13 protein-coding genes are annotated in these 19,989 nt (G+C 59.6%); 7 read left to right on the forward strand and 6 right to left on the reverse strand.

Annotation, left to right across the window (positions count from 1 at the left end; genetic code table 11):
- Positions 1–37 precede the first annotated feature (37 nt).
- From A0U92_RS00230 to A0U92_RS00250, 5 genes are all read right to left on the reverse strand, one after another.
- A complete protein-coding gene (locus tag A0U92_RS00230) occupies positions 38–2,749 on the reverse strand; it encodes a hypothetical protein (RefSeq protein WP_077811475.1) in 2,712 nt (903 codons plus the stop codon).
- A complete protein-coding gene (locus tag A0U92_RS00235; protein ID WP_077811476.1) occupies positions 2,746–3,882 on the reverse strand; it encodes a metallophosphoesterase family protein in 1,137 nt (378 codons plus the stop codon). Before A0U92_RS00235 ends, A0U92_RS00230 begins: the two co-directional genes overlap by 4 nt.
- Before the next feature lie 303 nt (positions 3,883–4,185).
- Positions 4,186–6,438 carry a peptidase domain-containing ABC transporter gene (locus A0U92_RS00240; RefSeq protein ID WP_077811477.1) on the reverse strand — a complete coding sequence of 751 codons (2,253 nt, stop codon included), beginning with the start codon at positions 6,436–6,438 and terminating at the stop codon, positions 4,186–4,188.
- On the reverse strand, positions 6,435–7,754 hold the full coding sequence (locus A0U92_RS00245) for an HlyD family secretion protein (protein ID WP_077811478.1): 1,320 nt from the start codon (positions 7,752–7,754) through the stop codon (positions 6,435–6,437). Before A0U92_RS00245 ends, A0U92_RS00240 begins: the two co-directional genes overlap by 4 nt.
- 161 nt (positions 7,755–7,915) lie before the next feature.
- A complete protein-coding gene (locus tag A0U92_RS00250) occupies positions 7,916–8,308 on the reverse strand; it encodes a hypothetical protein (protein ID WP_077811479.1) in 393 nt (130 codons plus the stop codon).
- A gap of 402 nt (positions 8,309–8,710) precedes the next feature.
- On the opposite strand from A0U92_RS00250, the gene A0U92_RS00255 reads away from it, so the two are divergent.
- The 6 genes from A0U92_RS00255 (at position 8,711) to holA (ending at position 18,177) form a co-directional block, all read left to right on the forward strand.
- Entirely contained in the window at positions 8,711–10,447 is a 1,737-nt protein-coding gene (locus A0U92_RS00255) for a Hint domain-containing protein (protein ID WP_077811480.1), read from the forward strand.
- 425 nt (positions 10,448–10,872) lie between these two features.
- Positions 10,873–13,086, forward strand: coding sequence for an AfsR/SARP family transcriptional regulator (locus A0U92_RS00260; RefSeq protein ID WP_077811481.1), 2,214 nt, complete (start codon positions 10,873–10,875; stop codon positions 13,084–13,086).
- A gap of 66 nt (positions 13,087–13,152) precedes the next feature.
- Positions 13,153–13,671 (forward strand): DUF3576 domain-containing protein, encoded by a 519-nt coding sequence (locus A0U92_RS00265; protein ID WP_077811482.1) that lies wholly within the window; start codon positions 13,153–13,155, stop codon positions 13,669–13,671.
- A 115-nt stretch (positions 13,672–13,786) separates the two neighbouring features.
- On the forward strand, positions 13,787–16,414 hold the full coding sequence (gene leuS / locus A0U92_RS00270; protein WP_077811483.1) for a leucine--tRNA ligase: 2,628 nt from the start codon (positions 13,787–13,789) through the stop codon (positions 16,412–16,414).
- Complete coding sequence (locus A0U92_RS00275) at positions 16,411–17,112, forward strand: hypothetical protein (protein ID WP_408736092.1); 702 nt, start codon at positions 16,411–16,413, stop codon at positions 17,110–17,112. Before leuS ends, A0U92_RS00275 begins: the two co-directional genes overlap by 4 nt.
- A 48-nt stretch (positions 17,113–17,160) precedes the next feature.
- Complete coding sequence (holA, locus tag A0U92_RS00280; protein ID WP_077814161.1) at positions 17,161–18,177, forward strand: DNA polymerase III subunit delta; 1,017 nt, start codon at positions 17,161–17,163, stop codon at positions 18,175–18,177.
- 121 nt (positions 18,178–18,298) lie between these two features.
- On the opposite strand, the gene A0U92_RS00285 is transcribed toward holA, so the two are convergent.
- Positions 18,299–18,832, reverse strand: coding sequence for a lipocalin-like domain-containing protein (locus A0U92_RS00285; RefSeq protein WP_077811485.1), 534 nt, complete (start codon positions 18,830–18,832; stop codon positions 18,299–18,301).
- Between the two features lie 108 nt (positions 18,833–18,940).
- Between A0U92_RS00285 and A0U92_RS00290 the strand changes: the two genes are divergently transcribed.
- A complete protein-coding gene (locus A0U92_RS00290) occupies positions 18,941–19,882 on the forward strand; it encodes a LysR substrate-binding domain-containing protein (protein WP_077811486.1) in 942 nt (313 codons plus the stop codon).
- The last annotated feature ends 107 nt before the right edge of the window (positions 19,883–19,989 follow it).

Here is a 19,989-nt window from a genome sequence, read left to right on the forward strand (position 1 = left end):
GCAGGCATGGGTCCATTTCGTATCAGGTGTGTCCTGATCACACAGCCGAGAGCACGGGAGCGCCACCCGGCACGAGACGCAGTGGCCTTGCGGACAATTCGGCAAACTGATCGTCCCGGCAGGTCATGATGATGATCTGCATCCAGCTGGCGGCGTCTGTCAGAATATCAAACAGCGTGTTCATTCGCACGGCGTCGGAGAAGCACAGCGCATCATCGAGAATCAGCATGGCGGGGCGACCCTGGGCATGAAGGATGTCCGCAAACCCCAATCGGACCAGCACGGCGATCTGCTCCCGAGTCCCGTCTGAAAGATTGCCGACTTCCTCCTCGTTGCGCCCGCGGGTCAGGCCGGACACGGTGAAATCCGTTTGCAGACGGGCGGTTGCCCGTGGAAAGAGCATTTCGATCGCGGGCTGAAGCGCACGGGTCAGCGGTGCGAGATAGCGCTCGGTCGTCTCCCGCTCCGCCTCCCTGAGCGTTTCCTTCAGAAGCTGAAGAACCGCGACCTCCTGCTCACAGGATTCGCGCTCCGTCCGATATCGCTCGATATCGCGTTTGCAGGCGGCGATCGCCTCATCCAGGCCGGTTCCTTCCGCCGCCTGAATCCGGACCTCGCGCGTCACCACATCCTGTTGCAGGCGGGAGAGACGATCCCGTCGTCCGTTGATCTGGGCTTCCAGACGATTGATGGCGGCATCGACAAGGGCTTCCGGCTCAGCAGGCCGCTCCGCCTTCAGGCGCTCCCAGGCGCGCTCCGCTGTGTCCAGACTGTCCTGCGCCCTGTCAAAGCGCTCATTCAGCACGGCATCCGGTTCGCTGGCCTGCGCCGCGTCTTCCTCGCCTTGCAGGTTGTCCAGCCGGTCTCTGCGCACGCGACTGTCGGACCTGCGCTCCTCCACAAGCTTCCGGGCCACTTCCTGTTCGGCGATGGGACCACGCAAGGCTTCCCGTGTCCGGGTCACTTCCTGCTCCACGGTCTGAAGGGTCTGTCGGGCCGTCGCCACCCCTGCTCTGGCTTCCTCCATGGACGAGGGAAGCGCGGCGGCATCGTCACCCTGCGCTTCTCTCCATTGAGCCAGCCCGAACTCAGTATCCGCAATACGCTGGCGCAACATCCCCATGGCGCGGTCCGGGGTGTCAGCCTGAAAGGCTTTCATGGCTGCCGTTAGACCCTCTTCCGCAGCCTTGCAGGCCGCCTCGGCCTGTCGGCGACGCTCCATATCCGCATGGGCTGCGGCGATATCCGGGCAACCGGTCGCATCCAGCGCCTCCTGAAATACCTGACGCGCCTGGTCGATCTTTGCCTGCATGGTGGCGCGATCACGGATGGCCGGAATAATGCGGAACGCGCCGACGCCTGCGATCTTCAGTTCAGTCGGATCGACCAGTTCAAGTCGTCTGGCCTCCACCGCCTGTCCATTGAGGCGCACCTGTTCAGCGCCACCCGGCTCCAGGGCGATTTCCAGACCGGTCGCCTGAGCGCCCAGCGCGGTCTCGGCCTCGAATACAGCCTTGTCGGCCTCCTGAATGGCTCTGAGGCGTTTTTCATCCACACGAAAAGCCGCGAAAGCTGAGCGGGCTTTTTCGACCTGTGCGGTCAGGCTTTCAAGATGATGGAGTTGGCGGACGGCCTCGTCCCGCTGTTCCAGTTGATGGAGATGATCGAGAGCCCGTTCCGCCCGGCTGACACTCCTGCTGGCCGCCGCACGACGTTCATCGAGCCTGCCGAGCACATCACTCTGTTCCGCCAGCGCGGTTTCAGCCCGTTTCTGGCGGGCTTCAGCCTGACGGTATTCTTCATCCGCTTCGATAGCCTGCTGCCGGGCGTCAGTCAGACGTTTGCGCCGTTCCATCCGAAGCGTGCGCTCATCCTGCAGACGTCTCAGATCACGCCGGGCCCCTTCGACAGCCGCCTTCGCCTCGGCCTCGCGCTTCCCGAAGCGCAGAAGGTCATTCTTCCGGGCTCTGGCCTGGTCGAGGTCGGCCTGCTCCGCCTGCTGGCGCACCGGATCCTGCTCCCGCCCCAACTGGCGTCGCGTGTGATCAAGCTCTTTCAGGTCCTGCTCAAGCGCGTTCTGCCGGTTTTCCAGATCAGTCAGACGGGCTGTGGCGTCTTCCTCTCCTGTGAAAGCCTCGGCATAACGGCCCTGTCGCCTGTTGTGCCCGTTGACCAGTTTGGCCAGATCGTCCTGAACCCGTTTCAGAATACGGGCCGCGTCCGCGCCGCCGGTAATCTCCGCAAAATCGGCGCTCAGACAGGACTGCACGCTCTGCCGGGCCGTATCGCCGAGGTCCGGCTGGGTGAAACTCTGGCCCTGCTCCACCCACAAGGCAGGAAGCAGCCCGTCTGTCTCGTTCTTTTTCGTGGCGCTGAGGCCGAGGAGCGTCTGCACCTCTGCGTCGGCGTCATCGCCTTCTTTCAGTCCGGTTGGTCCGGTCAGACGGGTAAAGCTCTTTTTCAGAAACTGTTTTTCAAAACGGTAGGTCTGACCGTTCAGTGTGAACTCCGCCAGAATACGTGGAGCGCCACCGCTGTACGGTTCGAACGATCGGGTGGTTTTTGTGGAAGACCCCGGCTTGTAGAGGAACAGCGCCCGCAGGGCCGCCAGCATGGTCGACTTGCCGGACTCGTTTGAAGCAGCCAGCAGATTCAGGCCCGGCCCCAGTCCGTCGAGGCGGTGAATCCCTGTGAAACGACGGAAATTTTCAACTTCCAGAGCGGTGAAGATCAGTCCGTTCGTGCTCATGCGCTTCGCTCACTCCGCCAGAGAACCGCCAGCCGTTGCAGGGCCGCCATCGCATGCTGCTGCTCAGGTCCCGGCGTTGCGCTCAGTGCCTGCAGACGGGCGGCGGCGCGACTGACGACGCCCGCTTCGCCGAATGTGGACAGGTCCGCTTCGGACGCGACCAGTTCGGGGCGTTTCCCCAGACGCAGCAGGCAGAGCGCCGCCTCAACGCCGGTCAGGATTTTCTCGTCGAAAAGAGTCATGTCCTCCAGCGTCAGATGCCCCTCCACATCCAGCCAGACCAGCAGGGAACTCAGATTCTGCGGGTCGAGGGACCGCAGCCGGTTTTCCAGAGCCTCGATCTCGTCGCGCGAGGTGAGGGTGGCCTGCACCCGCTTCCACGAAAACCGCCCCACCCGATGCCGCGTGATGGTCGGCACGGCGTTCGGTCCGTCAATCGAGACGATCAGCGCGGAGCCGCCGCCATCGCCGCCTTTATCGAAGCCGTCGATCTCGGGTGTGCCGGAATAGGCGCAGCGCTCCCCGATCCTGTTGAATCCGTGCCAGTCTCCCAGCGCGAGATAGGCAAGACCGGCACGCACAGGGCGATCGAGTGCGATCAGGTTCGGCTGCTCGCCTGGCTGGCTACCGAATTCACGGACGGACCCATGCGCCATCCCGAGCCGCATGACGCCTTCCGGTGTTTCAGCTTCATCCATCCAGAGGGTCGGGTCGTTCAGGGTGTGGCGACGGTTCAGCACGGAAGGCAGCAGCCAGACGGAACTGTCCGGCGTCATTGCGAAGGGCTTTGGTTCCAGATGCAGATGGATGTTTTCAGGAGGAGCGGATCGTCTGACCCGGTCCCACACGCCATTCGGTTGAAGGAAGTCGTGGTTGCCGGGGACCAGATGCCAGCGCAGGTCCGGGAACTGACGCATACGCTCCAGCGGCTGACGCAGCGTGCGGTCGGACGGGGTCTCGTAATCGTAGATATCACCGGCGACGAGAATATCCGCAGCACCCTGAGCCCGCGCAAGTTCGCCAAGCCGGTTGATGACCTCAAGCCGCTCGGCCTGAAGGACGCGCAGAACGTCGTCACTTGCGAAATTGAACGTCTTTCCGATCTGCCAGTCCGAACTGTGCACAAACCGCATGACGCCATCTTTCTTTCCGTTACCCGCTCTCAATACCAGTGAGAACCGGTTTTGACGTGTGCTTTATGCGAAGGGCGGACCCTGGGAGAAGGCTGTTTCTGTCGCAATTTATGGAGGAATGATCATAAGGGTTTCTGGGTGTCGCCCTTTTCGAAAAGGCGATCCTGTCTGAAGATTTTTGAAAAAACTTCTTTGGGGATTTTCCGGAGGCTTCATGCTTGCAGGCTAGTCGGGATCAAAAGGGCTGCGTCCCTTTGTGGGGTACGGGGCCAAGCCCCGTAAAACCACTCCATCAAACCGCCCTTACTGCGGCTTTGTCGGCCAGCCGCCACCATATCCAAAGGAGCCGCCATAAGAAGGCGGAGTTGCGGGAGCCGACGTCTGGGGAGTGAGCTGCGGTTGCTGTGTCTGCGGGACTGGCTGATGAACAGACTGCTGCGGCGGAGCCTTGCGCAGCGTGAGAACACCACCCGCTTCAAAGGAATAGATGTAGTCAGCATGCGCGATCGTGGCGGGGCGGTGAGCCACCATCACCCGCGTGACGTTCATCTCACGCAGCGAGTTCGCCACGATGGATTCCGTATGCTCGTCAAGATGACTGGTGGCCTCATCAAGGAACAGAATCTGCGGGCGCTTGTAGAGCGCGCGCGCCAGAATAACGCGCTGCTTCTGGCCACCCGACAGAGCGCCACCCATATCGCCCACGAGAGTCTCCAAACCCATAGGCATACGTTTGATATCATCAAGAATGGCAGCCTTCGCCGCACAATCGGCAATCAGGTGCTGGTCGGGGTCATCTGCAAAACCACAGATATTGTCGGCAATGGATCCGGAGAAGAGACCGTCGTCCTGCAGCACGCCCGCGATACGCTCACGGTAGGTCTCCATCGACAGCACCGCCGTGTCCATGTCGTCAATATAGATGTTGCCTTCATCCAGAGGATGCAGCCCCATCATGGTCTTGAGAAGCGTTGTCTTGCCACAGCCGGAGGGGCCGACGATGGCGACACTGGAGCCTGACGGAATATCGAGGTCAATTCCGCGGAAAATCCATGGCTCCTGCGCCGCATAGCGCACCGATACGCCACGGCAGGAAAGCGCCGCCGACCCTTCATGATGCGTGCCGGGAATGGTCTCGGAAATGGGCTCCGGCTCGGTCATGACGATGTCAGCCAGCCGGTCTGTCTGGATGTTCAGCATCCGCAGCTTGAAGCCGGTATTGACCAGAGAGCCGACACGACTGGCGAACTGGTCCTTGTAGGACAGGAAGGCGACCAGCATACCGACGGACATGGAGCCATCCATGACCTGATAGGCACCCAGCACCATCATGATCAGACGGTCCGCGCCAAAGATGAAATCACCAAGACGGCCATAGATCAGATCAAAGCGCTGAAGACGCAGTTTGATGTTGATGCTGTCGATAACGATGTTCAGCCAGGTCGCGCGCCGCCGTTCTCTCAGACCGAGAAGCTTGACGCTCGCCATGCCGCGCAGCGTCTCGATAAAATGGCTCTGCTGCCGGGCGTTGATGACGATCTGTTCCTCAGATGCTTCACGGTAGGTGCTGTAAGTCACCAGACGCAGTGCGATATCAAGGAGGAGGGCAATACAGGCGACGAGTCCGAGCCAGCCACCATAGACAAACAGCATGATCCCCATGCCCACGCCCATGATCCCGTCCATGACGGTCTGCACCATGTCGGTGGTCATTGTCTGCTGAATGGTGCCCAGCGACCCGAAACGTGACAACACATCGCCGACATGGCGCTTGCTGAAGTAATCGAGCGGCAGGCGGGTCAGGTGATCGAACAGACTGGTGTTCCACTCAAGTCCGACTCGGGTGCTGAACAGTGTGACAGCCCATGTGCGGATCGAGCCGATGAACATCTGCAGCAGAAGCAGCAGGGCCAGCCCGAACGCAATGGTTTTCAGAAGGTCATGATCGGCGGTGACGATCACTTCATCGATCATCACCTGTGACACCATGGGCGAAATCAGCGCGATGACTTCCAGGCCAAGCGACAGGAAGAACAGCCCCATGAGCGCGCCACGGAGGCCCGCGACGTGACGGAAGAGGTCACCCAGACGAATGGTTTCGCGCTCGTCCTTCTTTTCGAAGGATTCATTGGGGGTCGCCTCGAGGGCTACTCCTGTAAACTCGCGGGAAACCTCGTCCATCGTGATGGTGCGGTGTCCGACGGCGGGGTCATTGATGGTGATCTTGCCACCCTTGACCTCCGTGAGCACCACGAAGTGATTCATCCCCCAGTGCAGGATGCAGGGTTTTTTGAGATTGACGAGATCGTCCAGATCAAGCCTGACCGCGCGGGTCGAGAACCCCATGTGGTCGGCGATCTGCACCAGACTCCGGAGCGTCACGCCCTGAATCGAGACCGAGTAGCGTCGACGCAATGTCGCCAGATCAATCTGATGCCCGTAGTGAGCCATGATCATGGCAAGGCAGGCAATGCCGCATTCCGCAGCTTCGACCTGAAGCATGACCGGTGTTTTCTTGCCAAAACCGAACTGGAGGGAGTTGAAGGCCTCGCTCATTTGTCGACGAGCCCCCCGCTGATGGCGACGATGCTTTCACGCATGCTGATCACAGGGTCGAATATCCACTGATAGAGGCGACGTGAGTCGATGGCGATATCCGCGTCGACTTCCATTCCGGCTTCCAGCGGTTTTTTTTCGCCATAAGCCATGATGTAGGGCTGATCAGGTTTCACCCGGATACGATAAAGATCTCCACCGCCGGACCCGGCACTGCTGTCTTTCTTGTCCTTGCCGCCGGACGAGGACTGCTGCTGTCCCTGTCCCGGCTGGGATTCCGTGATAGGCGCTCTGGTGATTTCCACGACGCGCCCGCGCGCCAGCCCGAAACGCTGATAGGGGAAGGCGGCGTAATGCATCAGTACGGGTTCGCCTTCACGCAGGAAGCCTATGGAGGCGCTGCTGACATACAGCTCGGCGTCCAGGGACCGTCCCGTGGGCAGAAGCGTGACAAGAGGTGTGCCGGCAGAGACCTGCTGGCCAAGATTGCCTCGTACAGCAGAAAGAATGCCATCATCAGGGGCTTCGATGATGATGGTGCGATGACCTTCACTCTCATCGATCTGTTTGTCGATATCGGCAATCTGGCGGTCCAGATCATTGATGTCATGTGCCGTCTGCCGGTCGTAACGCATCAGCTTTGACGTGTTGTCCGAGATCTTGCCTTCAGTATCGGTATAGGTCTGCAGGAACTGCGCGTGGCTGCTGAGCAGTTGCGCATAAGTATAGAGCTGGCTCTGGAACTGCGTTTCCGTGACAAGATGAGCGCTTTGCGCGTTCTTCATGCGGTTCACGGCTGCTTCCACCACGGGGAGCACCTTGGCGTCGTTGGACAGCTGCATTCCGGTCAACTGGCGCTGTTGCTGGAGGTTGCGGATCTGGTTTACCAGCGCCTGCTTTTCCACAGGCGCATCTGCGATCCGGATTTCCTTTTGCTGCTCCAGCAGCTCACGCTGTCTGCGCAACTGGCCAAGGACCTGTTCCTGCGTCGGGCCGGTCGAGGAGCGTGCTTCTAGATCGATGGTAAAAAGTTTCTGCCCTTTATGGACATGCTGACCTTCTTCCGCCAGTCGGGTACTGATGATACCCGCCGCGCTGGCGTCGATTGTGATCAGCCCGGTGGGGGGAAGCATGTAGCCGGAGGCATGCACGCGGCGCGTATAGATGCCGAAGTACACGTATAATACCGCCAGAAAAACCAGCGCCAGCGTGAACCATGAAATAACACGAATGGAGAGCGACTGGGTCGCCTGCACCTGCCCCAGCCACGCCTGTCGGCGGGCGTCAAGCGCTTCCTGACGGTAGAGAGAAGACATACAAAAAGAAGACCTTAAGGTGCCGACCGGATGGTCTTACAACCTGACATCAAAACAATAAAGAAAAACGAAAAATGAAAAAAATATGTGTCAAGAAGGGGGTGTAGATCAAAATGTGGAACTATGGGGGCTGTCTTGCGACGCCCCCATGCTGATCAGGATCAGCCGAGGCCGCCCGGGTTGGCTGACGGCGGGAAGTCAATGAGGTTCATGCTCGTCACGCAGCCCCAACAATTCGTTGTAACAGCGCCACGAATCGAAGATTCGACATTGCTGAGCAGGGTTGTGGCCTGCTTCACTGTCATGCTCTGGCCCATTGTGTAACCGACCTGCACGTCCTTGTACATGTTGCAGACGGCTGACTGGATGGTTGAGCAGCTGGCGCCGTTAAAGATATCGGCATAGATGTTGTACTGGCCTGCCAGATAGCCTGCATAGGCCGCAATGACAGAAGCGCTTGGGCCGCAGGCTGGAGCGACCGGGCGATAACCGCAAGGATTGTAGCAGCAGCCGCCTGCAACTTCAGTCATTTCTACAGTTGTAAGTTCACGCATTTCTGTTCGATCTCCGTAACAGTGAAACCGACTCCGATCGGGCTGCGCCTGACCTTGTTTGGTCGGTTTTATAGCGATGCAAGGCCTGGGCCGCTCATCACGCTGGTTATCTGTTAATGTTTTTTCAACACTTCTTCCAGCGAATAAATCATTAACAAAGTCATTAAACCGTCCTGTTGCGGCATCACAACAAACGAGATGAATCCAAGATGGCTTAAGGGATTAACGAAAATTCTCCGCGCTTGCCTTGCGTTAATCAAGCGGCCAGCAACACATTGTCAGACTAATGTTTGTATTTTGCGAACATTTACGTTTTATTTTGTTGACAGATTTTGCGCCGTGTCGTTAATCAGAAACAAACACCGGAACTGCCGGCCACACGATCAGGAGTGATCAGACATCATGGTTACACAAGCGACATCGACGCAGTATGCTGCATACACAGCCGGTACGGGCACCGAGAGCGACCCTTATGTGCTTGCCTCCAATTCAGGTACAATTACTCTGGAAACCGGCAAGTATTATGTTCTTCAAGGCGGTGCGACGATCGGCACGGCTGTTATTAAAGAATATAATGCCTCCGGTTCAACGGGCGGCATCAATGTAAACGGTGCCCACCTGACCATTGATTCTGATGGTCACGGCACCAGTGTCGCCGGCAAGATTAACATGGGCGCCCAGGGATCTTCCCTTGTCCTGAACAACGAGACGGGTAAGTGGTCCTACGAAGCCAATCTTGTGGGTGAGGATATCTCCGCTGGTGGTGATCAGTACTACACCTATCCTGCTCTCCAGAACGCGACGGTTACCAATTTCGGTTCCGGCGCTTCGATGTGCACAAATAACATTCCGGGTGGACTGGGTACATCTATTGGTATCGCAGGCAGCTATACTGACAGCTCCACGCTGATTCTGAAGAAAAGCAGCTCCATCCCTGTAAACGCCAGTTCAGCAAACCCGCACGCTAACGCCGGTTCAGGCTATTATGGCGTGTCCGTGACGGGCGTTGGCGGCACAGCCTCCAATCCGACATCAAACCAGAATTTCTACACGAACGGTGGCGGTAGCTGCATTGAGGGCTGCTTTCTCCCGGGCACGCACATTCTGACACGTGACGGAGAGAAGCTGGTCGAGACGCTGGTGGAAGGTGACGAAATTGCTGTCATCGAGAATGGCCAGACCGTTTTCCGTCCGCTCGCATGGCTTGGCCGTTCGCATGCTGACGTTGCGGCGCTTGGTTTCGATGAGGATGCGTATCCGGTTCGTATCCGTAAGGACGCATTCGGTGAAGGTGCTCCGCACCGCGATCTGCTCGTGACCTCCGAGCATTGCATCCATGTGGATGGAAAATTCGTTCCTGTCCGTATGCTGGTCAACGGGAGTTCAATCCTGATCGATCGTTCCATCAACGCCTTTGACTTCTTCCATATCGAACTTGAGCAGCATGGCGTGATCGTTTCCGAGGGTCTGGAGACGGAAAGCTATCTCGACACCGGCAACCGTGGCACGTTCGAAAACTCCACGATCCGTGCGATGCGCCCACACTTTGCCGGCGGCTTTGTCATTGCTGGCGGCAAGACCTGGGAGCGCGACGCAGGCGCCCCGCTTGCAACAGACCGCGCAACAGTCGAGCCCGTCTGGAAAGCTGTAGCAGCACGCGCTGAAACGCTTGGCCTGACAGACGCGGCAAGCGTCATGGAAACGACGACCGATCCGGACATTCGCCTCGTTACCGAAGATGGTCGTGAAATCCGCGCCGTCCGTCACGCAGGCAACACATACAGCTTCATGGTTCCGTCAAGCGTTGCTGATGTCCGCATCGTTTCACGCACGTCACGGCCTTCCGAGATGGTGGGTCCGTTCTGTGATGACCGCCGTAATCTGGGTGTGGTCGTAAGCGAAGTGACTGTTACCAACGGTCGTGATCGTTCCATCCTGAACGACCATCTCAGCGAGACCGCTCTCGATGGATGGCACGCTTATGAAGGTGGTGTCGGTCGCTGGACAGCAGGCAACGCTCTTCTGTCGCTCGGCTCTGCTGGAGAAGGCCTTTTCGCCCGCATGGTGGAGATCGAGGTTCTGATGGCAGGCCCCTATCGCATTGATGGAGCAGAGCAGTCAGCCGTTCAGGTTGCATAATCCGACCGGATTTTTCTGACAGGTCCATACGCCTCGTGCCGCAAGGCGAGGCGTGAAAAAGGGAGGCTCTGCCTCCCTTTTTTTATGGATTGATCCCGACTGCCCAGGAAGGAAAGACGGTTTCCTGCTTTACCTCTCCGCTTCCGGAATGTTTTTCATTATGGATAACAGGAGGAACGACCCAGCGTCTTTCTCTCTGAGTATTGGTATTTTTTTCCAATAAATTGATCGTAATCAAAATAAAGCCTCTTTTGCCGCCTACGTATCAATCTCCAGGCAACATTCGAAATACAATCTGACGTGCCACGTTCATTTCCGCGAAACTGTTTCGCTGCACACTCATCCACTATCGGAGGCCCCATTACCGGAGGCGCGTGCCCGGACCAGAAAAAAGGGCCGGCGACACAGGAGGAAAGCAGGGACACATGGGTCTGTTCGGCACCATTAAACCCGGGCTGAGGAAATCTCAGGCGGCTATTCTGCATCTTGAGCTGCTTGGCACGATGGCTGTTCAGATGCTGGACGGAACGATCCTGACGCCGACGGGCGCCAAAACACGTGGTCTGCTCGCTATTCTTGCCCTGTCAGATCGTCGTCCCGTTACGCGCAAAAATCTTGCGCATCTGTTGTGGAGTCGACGTTCGGATGAACAGGCACGCGCTTCGCTCCGCCAGGAAATTCACAGACTTTCAGAGGCGCTCAGCCCTCTTGGTACAGATATTCTGGAGATTCAGCGGCATGCCCTGGCTCTGAAGCCCGTTCTCACGACTGTGGATGTGGAGCGGTATCTGAATGCGTCTCCTTCCGGCATTCTGAAGCTTCCCGAAACCGAACATACCCTTCTGACTGACCTTGAGGCCGTCGATCCGGCTCTGGATGAATGGCTGATTCTGCAGCGTAACCGCCTGCGCCAGCATCTCGTAACGGTTCTGGAGCAGGCCCAGTCATCTCTGCCTGATCCGGGACAGCGCATCGAGGCCGCAAACAGGCTGCTTCGCCTTGATCGTCTGAATGAGAATGCCTGGAAAGTCCTGATGCGGGAACTGGTCAGGACAGCAGATACAAGCGCCGCGCTTCTGGCGGCGGAACAATGTCTTGCAGCATTCCGCGATTCTCTTGCGAATGAACCGTCAGCCGCGACAATGATGTTGATAGGTGAACTGCGCGGCTCCCAGGGGGCCGGCCGCTCTGACGCAGGACCGGAGATCCTGTCAGGAAGAAGCGTTTCCTATGCAAATGGCGCGGAGGCTGATGGTGCTTACCGCCCCACCGCGGGTGGCGCCTTGCATGCTACAAAAAGCTGGGGCGCAGGAAGCCGTACAATTGCCAGTATCGGCTTCTCACCTCTTCAGCCTGAGCTTGTGACCGCCGTCACGCCGGATCTCGAGACTGTTCTGGATCAGACCGCCGTCGGGCTTGCCAATCTGGGCTTTCTGTCCGTTTTTCCTCCATCCCGCACGCCTCTCTCGCCTGAGTCTTCAAAAGTCGAAGCAAGAACATCCGGTGATTACCTGATCAAAACCAAGCTCCAGACCAGCTTTCTGCCAGGAGTGGCGGGGGGAACACTCAGCACGCGGGTCAGACTTCTCGTTCGCGTGACGGACCAGCGGCGGGAAGGTATGATTGTCTGGGCCGAGCGTTTTCTGATCGCCCCAGAAAACTGTGACGCAGTCTCAGCCCAGTTGACGTCAGAAATCGGTTGGCGAATCGCGCTTGCGGAAGCACGAAATTCAGCCAGCCGTCTTGCTGATGAGCTGACACCACTGGAAGCTGGTCTCCGGGCCTTCGCCCTCATCAACCGCAAGGAGCCGGCCTGTTTCGATCCTGCGGAAAAGCTGCTCCAGAGCGCGCTCAGACGTGATCCACAGCACCCTTTTCTGCTGCAGACCGCTGCACTCTTCGGGCTTGTGCGATCGTATGAGCAATGGATGCCGGAAAGGATCGAGCATGACCGTGCAGCCGCCATCGAGGCCGCGCGAGGGCTGGTCCGTATTGTCCCTGAAACCCTTACCGGGCGACTGATGCTGGCTCGGCTTCTGCTGGACAGGCCGTCGGAGCGGGAGGCCGGACTGAGGCTGATTGAGGAAGCGAAACCCTTCGCGCCTTTGTTCGGCGTCGTCATCGCCATGGAAGCTTATGCTCTCCTGATGAGAGACAGGCCGGAAGAAGCCGCCGCCAGCCTGAAAACCTTCCGACGAAGCCATCCCACCCACCCTTACATCGATCTGTTCGACACAGACGTGGTTCTCATCTTTCTCCTTGGTGGCAATGCAAGAGAGGCTGTGGAGCGTTCACGCATCGCGCTCAGCATGTCGCCTACGCGCATTGCCATGCTGACACTTCATCTGGCCGGCCTTGTCGCGGTTGAAGAGGCCGGGGAAGCCTCCCTCCTCAATGAGCTGACACAGGCCCGTTCACAGCTTCTCCAGCTGATGCCGCAGATTTCTCTTGAGGTGGTCAGTCTTCATCACGCCTACCTGCCGCCGGAACGGCTCACCCTGTTGCTCGGCCTGCTGGAACGTGCCGGAATCCCGGCTGCTTCGTCCGCCTTTGCAGGGCAGTCGAAGCCAGTGCTTGGCGGAACCTCTTCAACGGGATATGAGAACTCATCAGTCGTACCCAGTTCTTCCGTGCCCTGAATACCAGAAGGTCTTGCACCGGGTGGGGGCGGCTGGCGGGTCTTGCTTCAGGAGCTGCAACACCAAATGGCCATCACGCACGTTCGTCAGTCTTTGTCGTTCTCCACCCGCATCGCTCTTCTGACGCCTGCAATGGCCCTGCTGCTGGGGCTGACTTCCTGCTCATCAGGCGGGAACAAGGCCAGTGATCTTACGGCTCCCCGGAATCAGCTCCTCAAGGAAGACCGCAGCGCCACGGGTGGTGACGACCAGCTCAGCGGCGGCGTGAACGCCTATCTCTGGCGTGGCGCTCTGGATACGCTGTCCTTCATGCCGATTTCCACGGCGGATGCAGTCGGCGGCTTTATTCTGACAGACTGGTACACCCCGCCGGCAGCCCATGGCGAGCGCTTCAAGATTACCGCCTATGTGCTGGACAGGCGCCTTCGCTCGGACGCCCTGCGCGTGAGTGTATTCCGTCAGGTTTATGAAGGTGGCGAATGGACCGACGTGCCACCAGCAGCCAACACCTCTTCCGACATTACCTCCAAGATTCTGGCCCGCGCGCGTCAGCTCCGCGCCGATAACGGCAATAACGACAACTGATCCCGCAGCACTGTCTGCTCCGGTCGGGCTCACCTGATCCCGACCGGCTTTCTGTGGACGTCCCGTCAGGACCGCCCGCCTCCTGTTCATTTCGCCATTCCGGACCGATGCTATCATGACTGTCGACGATACCCCCGCAAGCTACGATTTCCGCTCGGTGGAGACCCGTTGGCAACAGGAATGGGACAGGGAAGGTGTGTTCACCGTCCCCGACGTGCCACCTGCCGACAAGCCGAAATACTACGTGCTGGAGATGTTCCCCTATCCGTCGGGACAGCTTCACATGGGCCATGTCCGCAACTACGCGCTGGGCGATGTCGTCGCCCGCTACAAGCGTGCGCGTGGCTTTTCCGTGCTGCACCCGATGGGCTGGGACGCCTTTGGTCTCCCCGCCGAGAATGCCGCCCGCGAGCGTGGCGTGCATCCGAAGGAATGGACGCTCGCCAATATCGCCGCGATGCGCGAGACACTGAAGCGCCTCGGCTTCTCCCTGAACTGGGACCGCGAGATCGCCACCTGCCTGCCGGATTATTACGGCAAGCAGCAGAAAATCTTCCTCGACTTCCTGAAGGCCGGTCTCGTTGACCGCCGTGAGTCCTGGGTCAACTGGGACCCGATCGACAACACGGTTCTGGCCAACGAACAGGTCGTGGACGGCAGGGGCTGGCGCTCGGGCGCGCCCATCGAGAAGAAGAAACTCTCGCAGTGGTTCCTGAAGATCACGCAGTTCGCGCCGGATCTGCTGGACAGCCTCAAGACGCTGGATCGCTGGCCGGAGCGCGTCCGCACCATGCAGGAGCGCTGGATCGGACGCTCCGATGGCGCGCGCCTGCGCTTCCCGCTGGCGCATCCGCCCGCCGGTTTCAACGAAGACCTGAACGCGGTCGAGGTGTTCACCACCCGCCCGGACACGCTGTTCGGCATGTCGTTCCTCGCCATCGCGGCGGATCACCCGCTGGCGGCCAAGGTCGCCGAGACCAATCCGGATGCCGCCGGGTTCATTGCTGAATGCCGCCGCATGGGCACCTCGGTGGAGGCAGTCGAGACCGCCGAGAAGCGCGGCTTCGACACCGGCCTGAAGGTCAGCCACCCGTTCCTGCCGGACGCCACCTTCCCTGTCTGGATCGCCAATTTCGTGCTGATGGATTACGGCACCGGCGCCCTGTTCGGCTGCCCCTCCGGCGACCAGCGCGACCTTGATTTCGCGCACAAATACAATCTGCCGGTCGTCCCCGTCGTCCTGCCCGCGGGCGAGACGAAGGACAGCTTCACCATCACCGACAAGGCGTGGACCGGCGATGGCACCATGATCAATTCGGGCTTCCTCGATGGCCGGACCACTGACGAAGCCCGCAAGGAAGCCATCCAGCGTCTGGAAGGACTCGGCGTCGGCACCGGTGTTGTGAACTGGCGTCTGCGCGACTGGGGCGTGTCCCGTCAGCGTTACTGGGGTTGTCCGATCCCCATCATCCACTGCGAAAGCTGTGGCGCGGTGCCCGTGCCGGACGAACAGCTTCCGGTCGAACTGCCGGAGGACGTGACGTTCGACCGTCCCGGCAATCCGCTCGACCATCATCCGACCTGGAAGCATGTGGACTGCCCGCAATGCGGCAGACCCGCGACACGCGAGACCGACACGTTCGACACGTTCGTGGACAGCTCGTGGTATTTCGCCCGCTTCACCGCACCGCACGCGACAACGCCGACCAACAAGGCGGCGGCTGACGGCTGGCTGGCCGTGGACCAGTATATCGGCGGTATCGAGCACGCGATCCTGCATCTGCTCTATGCCCGCTTCTTCACCAAGGCGATGAAAGCCACCGGCTATCTCGATGTTGCGGAGCCGTTCTCTGGCCTGTTCACACAGGGCATGGTGAATCACGAGAGCTACAAGGACGTGAACGGCGCGTGGCTCTATCCGGAAGAGGTCGTGCGCAGCGGTACGGGTGCGACGCACCACGAAACGGGCGAGCCGGTCACCATCGGTCGCATCGAGAAGATGTCGAAATCCAAGCGCAACACGGTCGCGCCGGTCGCCATCATCGACCGCTTCGGTGCTGACACGGCGCGCTGGTTCGTACTGTCCGACAGCCCGCCGGAACGCGACATGGAATGGACCGAGGCCGGTGTCGCCGGGTCCGGTCGTTTCGTGCAGCGCCTGTTCCGTATCGTGAAACAGGTGGCCGCAAGCTGCCCGGTCGATGCAGCACCGTCCGCTGGCGATATGCCCGAAGCGGTCGATACGCTCCGTCGCACGACGCATCGCACCATCGCCGCCGTCACGGAAGCGCTGGAAGCCTTCACCGTGAACGTCGCCGTCGCCCGTCTGCATGAGCTGACCTCCGCGCTTTCCGACGCCGAGAAGAAAGCGGGTGAAGACGACATGGCTTTCGCCCGCCGTGAAGCGGCCCGCACGCTCTGCCTTCTGGCCGCGCCGATGATGCCGCATCTGGCGGAAGAACTGTTCGCCACGCTGGAGCCCGGCGAGGGGCTGGTGGTTCAGCAGGCTTGGCCGGAAGCGCTTCCTGAACTACTGGCCGTCACCCGTGTGAAGATGGCGGTGCAGATCATGGGCAAGCTGCGCGGCACGATCGAGGCCGAGCCGGATGAGGCGGCGGACGCGGTGATCGCCCGCGCCGAAGCCGAGCCGAACGTGGCGCGACTGCTGGAAGGCCAGCGGATCGTCAAGCGCATCCATGTGCCGAACCGCATCGTCAATTTCGTGGTGGCGAAGGCAGGATGATGACCGACCGCAGCTTTCTCTCCCGCTGGTTGCGCAGGCAGGCGGCTCCGGTAATGCTTGCCCTCCCGCTCCTTCTGGGTGGCTGCGGTTTTCACGCGCTTTACGAAGACACGAAGCAGCATCCCGGCGTTAGCGAGAAGATGAAGCGGGTCTATATCGCCAGCATCCCCGAACGGTTCGGCCAGATGACCCGTCTGGCGTTGCAGCAGGAATTCGCTGGGGCGGGACCGGAAGATCCGGATGGCTATACGCTGCAGGTCAATCCGGGCATGGATATCGAATCCATCGACGTGCATGAAGACAATACATCCGGACGCATGCGTGTTGTCGGACGGGCTCACTGGTCTCTCTACACGGTTGAGCAGACCCCTCGTCTGCTCGCGCAGGGAGATACCACCACCATGGACGGGCTCAACAATACGTTCGAACAGTATTTCGCGCAGAGTCTGAACATCGAGACTCTTCAGGCCCGTGTAGCAAAAACTCTGGCCGAAGGCGTCACACAGCAGGTCGCGACGTGGTTCGAAACGCAGACCAAGGCGGCCGTCAGCAACAAGCCCGCAGCCGTTTTCTACCCCAATACCGACCTCATGCCGCGTTCGGATACCGAGCAGCCTGTTGATCGGGCGGGTCCGGATGGTGTGCCCGCCATGGCCACCGGACGTCTTGATCCCAATGATGATGATCCGACCAGATAGCCGGATGAGCGTGGGAGCTGTTCTCCCACCTCTTTTTTTCCTGCCATGGTGAAGATCGATGCCCGCTCGGTCGGGAAAGTGCTTGCTGCGCCTGATAACTGGCGTTTTGTGCTTCTGCATGGCGACGATAGCGGTCTGATTCGTGAGCATGCCGCGGCACTGACCCGCCGGTCCGCGGGTTCTCTGGATGATCCGTTCCGCGTGTCCCTGCTGGCGCGGGATGATCATGCCCGTTTTGAGGAGGAAGCCACTGCGCTGTCTCTCGACGGTGGTCGGCGGGTCGTCTGGGTGAGAGAGGCGACGGACGGACTGGCGACTGCTGTTGCATCTCTGCTCGACAGCCCGGCCAACAGTCTGATCATTCTTGAGGCAGGAGCTCTTCCGGCTCGAGGGAAACTCCGCAAGCTGGCGGAAACCCGGCCGGACTCGGCTTCCATCGGCTGCTATCCGGAAGAGGGACGTGCGCTGGAAAGCTCCGTGCGTCGGATGCTGGAAGAGCGGCAGGTCCGGATCAGCAGTGAGGCGCTGGGGTGGCTGGCGGGCCGCCTTGGCGCGGATCGGGCGGGCGTGCGCAATGAAGTGGAGAAGCTGGCGCTCTATGCCGGAGAGAACGGCGAGCTCCACCTCGATGACCTGATGCTCTGCATTGGCGACTCCGGGTCGGCTTCTGTCGATGACGCCGTGTTTCTCGCCATGGAGGGTGACAAGGCCGGGGCCGATCTTGCGCTGGAGCGGGCGCTATCGGAAGGCGCAAACCCGGTGGCCATGGCGCGTGTTCTGCTCAGTCATATCGGGCGGCTGCGTCGGGTCAAGGCGGAGCTGGAGCTGGGTCAGAGCCGGATGGACGCGATGAAGACGCTTCGGCCTCCGGTGTTTTTCAAGAAACAGCAGGCGTTCGAGCGGGCGCTGGACACATGGTCACTGCCTGCGTTGCTTGATCTGGCCCGACGGACGCAAGCATTTGAATTTGCGTGCAAGCAGACGGGTTCAATGGATGTCCTGCTGTGCCGCCGTCATCTGGCGGGCATCGCTGCGAGAGCAGCGGCCAACCGCCGCCGCTCTTGAAGCTCCCCTTCAGAAGTCAGGAAGTCTTCGGTGAAGCTTGTTTCAAAAAGATTCAGGTGACGCCGTTTTTTTGAAAAAAGCGGCATCCGAAGACTTCTGTTTCCAGTCCGGGCTTGTGGATTTAATGAGCCCGGCGGAAGCGGATGATGCTGCGTGACATCTTGCCGCCACCCCAGTTCGGCATTTTCCGCCACGGCGTGATGACGCTGGCGAACTCACCATCCACCGTCACCGTGCGGCGTTGTTCGGTGCCGACCCATTGCGGTGCCCAGGCGGTCTCCACCGAGGTGACCCACTGGTTTCCCTCAATGCGGTAACGACCGATATAGGCGACCAGCGTATTCAGCAGTTCCAGATGATCATCCACGGTTTCCGCAGGCGTGCGGTTGCTGCCTTCCAGATTGAAAGCCACCCAGTTGTCGGGCGTGAAAATGACACGACCGCGCGGGGTCGCGCCCATCGCGTCAATGAATTCACCCGTTTCCTGCAACTCAACCTGATAGGAAACAAGCTGCCATGTGCCGATCAGGGCCTTCTTGAGGTCCTCGCCAACCAGCTCAGACAAATGTTTGTTTTTTTCATCCGAAACAACGGCGCCGGTCACGGCAGACTTCAGTTCTGCCGTCTTGGGACTTTTCTCCTGAATGATATTCACGTCATAACTCCTCTGATCTGAGTAGAGTATGCGCTCAAGAAATGGTGATCCGGTAGCAGCTTTAAAAACAAAACGCTTTTTCAGCTGACGCAACAATGGACCAGTGACATGCAGGGCGAAGCCAGCGATCTGAGATTTTTCATCAACCTCGTCGATGCGGGGAGCATCACCGCCGCCGCCCGCGCCTTGGGCACGTCGCCGGCCGTCATCTCCCGGAGACTCGCGACCCTTGAAGCGCGACTCGGTGTGACGCTCATCATCAGAACCACCCGCGTTTTTCGTCTCAGTGAGGCCGGGCAGGTCTATTATGAGCGGGCGCTGGTGATTGTCGCGGAAATCGACACACTCGAAAACGAGATCGCTTCATCCAGTGGCGAGCCACAGGGCAGCCTGATCGTCGGAGCGCCGATGGAACTGGGGCGGCGGCAGATCGCCCCGTTCATCGAGGCGTTCAGCGAACGCTACCCCAAACTTCAGGTCAGTCTCGTGCTCGCCAGCGAAGGCATACACGACCCCGGAGACGGCCTTCTGGATATCAACATCCGTCTGGGCCTGCCCGATACGCCCGGTTCGATCGTCACGCTTCTGGCCACCACACGTCGTGTGCTCTGCGCCTCTCCGGCCTATTTCGAGAATCGGCTTGTCCCGCAGACACCCGACGAACTCGCCAACCACGAATGTCTGTGCATCAGGCGGCAGAAAACGATGACCGTTCTCAACAAATGGGCCGTCGGCAACGAAAGCGAAAAGCATGTGGTGACGGTGAATCCGAAGCTCTCCAGCACCAACTGCGAGATCGTCCATGACTGGGCGGTTTCGGGACGTGGAATTGCCTATAAACTGCTCAGCGACGTGTATCGCGATATCGCGAGCGGGCGGCTGGTCCGAATCCTGCCCGATTTTTATGGCGAGAAAGTCGATCTCTACGCGGTCATGCTGCCGCGCCAGCAGTCCAACGCCAATGTGCGCGCCTTTCTGGAACTGTTGCGGGAGTTTTTCCGTGACGCGGGTGGGTTTGGCGATGAACTGGCGACTGACCTGCCACGCTGACCGGATTTATCGTCCTTTCGATTCTGCCGCAGTTGCTTCGCGCTGTCGCGTTTCCCGTCATTGCGCTGTATGACGACATCCGCTGGATCAAGGGGCGCTGCTCAGGA

It is taken from the genome of Acetobacter aceti, assembly GCF_002005445.1.
Taxonomy (GTDB): domain Bacteria; phylum Pseudomonadota; class Alphaproteobacteria; order Acetobacterales; family Acetobacteraceae; genus Acetobacter; species Acetobacter aceti_B.